The organism is Acinetobacter sp. (genome assembly GCF_036659555.1).
Lineage (GTDB): Bacteria > Pseudomonadota > Gammaproteobacteria > Pseudomonadales > Moraxellaceae > Acinetobacter.
In genome coordinates this window covers 1,057-3,489 of sequence record NZ_JAVXCI010000155.1, presented here as the reverse complement: position 1 = coordinate 3,489, position 2,433 = coordinate 1,057, and the positions used below count along the sequence as shown (strand labels likewise).

Sequence of the window (2,433 nt, the reverse complement as noted above, 5' to 3'; positions counted from 1 at the left end):
CGAATAACAACGTTATCATGTAAAGGACGAATGTTGCTCATTTGAAACTCCATCAGACTAAGTCTTATCTATAGTGAACAGATAATGGCTTTTGCATTCCGTTCGGCCATTATCAGAATAATTTCATGACACTTTTGTGGGGATGGAAAAAAACGCTTCAAGGGCAAAATTAAAAAATATTTCCAATTCCGTGTTTTTTTTATGCATTCCCGCGCTTTTAGCGCTGCGCCGGCGGCTTTGGCCGGGCTAAAAACAGCTGGCTGGCCTGATCAAAATAATAATGATCCACAGCGCCATGGCGGCTCACGGTATTGAAGCTGTTCGGCAGGCCCTGATGCAGTCGGTAAGACAGCGCCGTGCCGGCATGAATATCCAGCACAGGATGCGGCGCGCCCAAACGGTAAATTTGGTTCAAGTCATAGACCGCAGGCTGATGCAAATGGCCATGCAGCAGCCCGTTCAGGCCGCTTTGGCTCCATGTTTCCAGCGCCAGCCGGCCCAGCACAGGGCAGTCCTTCACGCCATGCGGATCATCCGGCGGCGTATAAAACGGCTGATGAGCAGCAATCAGCTTCAGCTTATGCGGCGGCGCCTGCTTTAACTGCTGATGAATCAATTGAATCTGCTCTAAGGAAATATGGCCGCGGGTATGGTAGCGGCGCCGGATGCTGTTCACGCCAAGAATATAAAAATGCTCGGTTTCCAGCGCGCTTTCCAGGCTGCCGAAAAACAGCTGATAGCGGGCAAACGGGCTGAAAACCCTATTCCATACATGGTACAGCGGAATATCATGATTGCCCGGCACCGCCAGATAAGGCAGATTCAGGCTCTCCAAAAACTGCCTGCAGGCAAAAAACTGCCCATAGCGCGCGCGCTGGGTTAAATCGCCGCTGATCACCGCTGCTTCAGGCGAGTGTGTCTGGCAAAACTGCTGCAGCGCGCGGATGCAGGCCTGATTTTCTGTGCCGAAATGCAGGTCAGAAAGATGCAGCAGCATGCGGCACCCTTATTTTTAAAGCATTTTTCTGCACGCAGATCCGCAGTGGCGGATGCATTTCAACAATTTCGCCGTCCAGCGCCACGGTCAGCTTTTTCCGCACCGAATGAATCGTGACCTGATCGGCGGCAAAGCTGTAAACGTCCGGGGCTTTTTCAATATTGCCCCGCATCAGCTGCCACAGCATTTTAAACAGCGTCAGCTTATCGCTTTTGGCCACTACAACTCCGGCCACCTTGCCTTGGGCCGCGCTTTCGGCAATCCCCAAATTCAGCCCAGCCAGCTGAAGCTGGTTATTGCCGAAAAAAATCAGCGGGGTTTTCACTGGATATTTCACCCCGTCCGCTTCTATCTGCAGCTTCAGCTCCTTGCGGTCGCGGATCAGCACATCCAGCCCGGAGGTATAGGCATTTAAAGCCAGGCGCCCCAAATGCCGGTTATACAGTTCGCGCTTCTGAATAAACAGCGGATACAGGCCCAGGCTGGCGTTATTTAAATAGATGTGGTCATTAATTTGCGCTGCATGCACGGCCCTTTCAGCGCCCTGCGCAATGACCCTGGCCGCCTCCAGAATATCCAGCGGAATATTCAGCACCCGCGCCACATAATTGAATGTGCCCAGCGGCAAAATTCCCATCGGGATTGGCGTGTGCAAAAGGCGCCGCGCCACAGAATTCAGCGTGCCGTCGCCGCCGGCTGCCACAATAATGCCTAAATTATCAGGATCTTGGTGGCGGAGCATTACCCGGTTCATCAGCGCATCAAAATCCGGCGTCTGGCTGATTTCAAAGGATTGAATTTCATAGCCGAATGATGCCAGCAGCCGCACCAGTTCCTCATAAACCTCTGCTTTATGGGCCGCATGAAAGCCTGAGTTCCGGTTGTAGATGATTGACAGCGGCTGGGTTTGATTTGACATTTTTTAGACGTTTTTAAAGCACTTATTCTAATTCTGTCGATTTTATCGGCAAATAAAAGTTCCTTTATGTAAAATTCAAATTGGCGCCACTTATTTAATCAATAATTATTCTCAAATAAAAACCAACAATAAGTTTTTGATTTTTAATTAAATTAATAAAATGAATAATCCTCATAAATTAGCAAAATGTGATACCAAGACCAAGAAAAAACACATAAGCACATGATTTTTAAATATTTTGTTCATAAATATCATAATCTTCCCAAAAAAATCCACCTGTTCTTTGGTCTTATTTTTTTTATGAAATTATGCTTTAATAGCGCCACTTTTTTTCATATTTCATCTGCGTAATGCGCTCCATTGCGCAGATCAGACTTTGTACAGTTTGTACATATTTAAGATAGGCCTCACCATGACCCAAGTGAACGCACCAGAATTCGTTCGCCATCCTAAGCTTATTGCCTGGGTGGAAGAAATTGCAAAATTAACGAAACCAGCGAAAATTGAATGGTGTGAC

Annotated in this window: 3 protein-coding genes; 1 reads left to right on the top strand and 2 read right to left on the bottom strand. The window is 47.8% G+C overall.

The genetic code is table 11. From position 1 onward, the window contains the following. Positions 1-217: 217 nt before the first annotated feature. Positions 218-997: a metallophosphoesterase family protein gene (locus RSA72_RS14190; RefSeq protein ID WP_332624695.1), complete on the bottom strand. Its 780-nt coding sequence runs from the start codon at positions 995-997 to the stop codon at positions 218-220. After that, on the bottom strand, positions 978-1,916 hold the full coding sequence (locus RSA72_RS14185; RefSeq protein WP_332633399.1) for a diacylglycerol/lipid kinase family protein: 939 nt from the start codon (positions 1,914-1,916) through the stop codon (positions 978-980). Before RSA72_RS14185 ends, RSA72_RS14190 begins: the two co-directional genes overlap by 20 nt. A gap of 412 nt (positions 1,917-2,328) precedes the next feature. Between RSA72_RS14185 and RSA72_RS14180 the strand changes: the two genes are divergently transcribed. Continuing rightward, positions 2,329-2,433 (top strand): hypothetical protein (locus RSA72_RS14180; RefSeq protein WP_332624697.1); only part of this gene is annotated, 105 nt, incomplete at its 3' end.

What these genes read in the sequence shown, in the direction of transcription:
- RSA72_RS14190 (WP_332624695.1), bottom strand. Translation starts at nt 997, where the DNA reads ATGCTGCTGCATCTTTCTGACCTGCATTTCGGCACAGAAAATCAGGCC.
- RSA72_RS14185 (WP_332633399.1), bottom strand. Translation starts at nt 1,916, where the DNA reads ATGTCAAATCAAACCCAGCCGCTGTCAATCATCTACAACCGGAACTCA.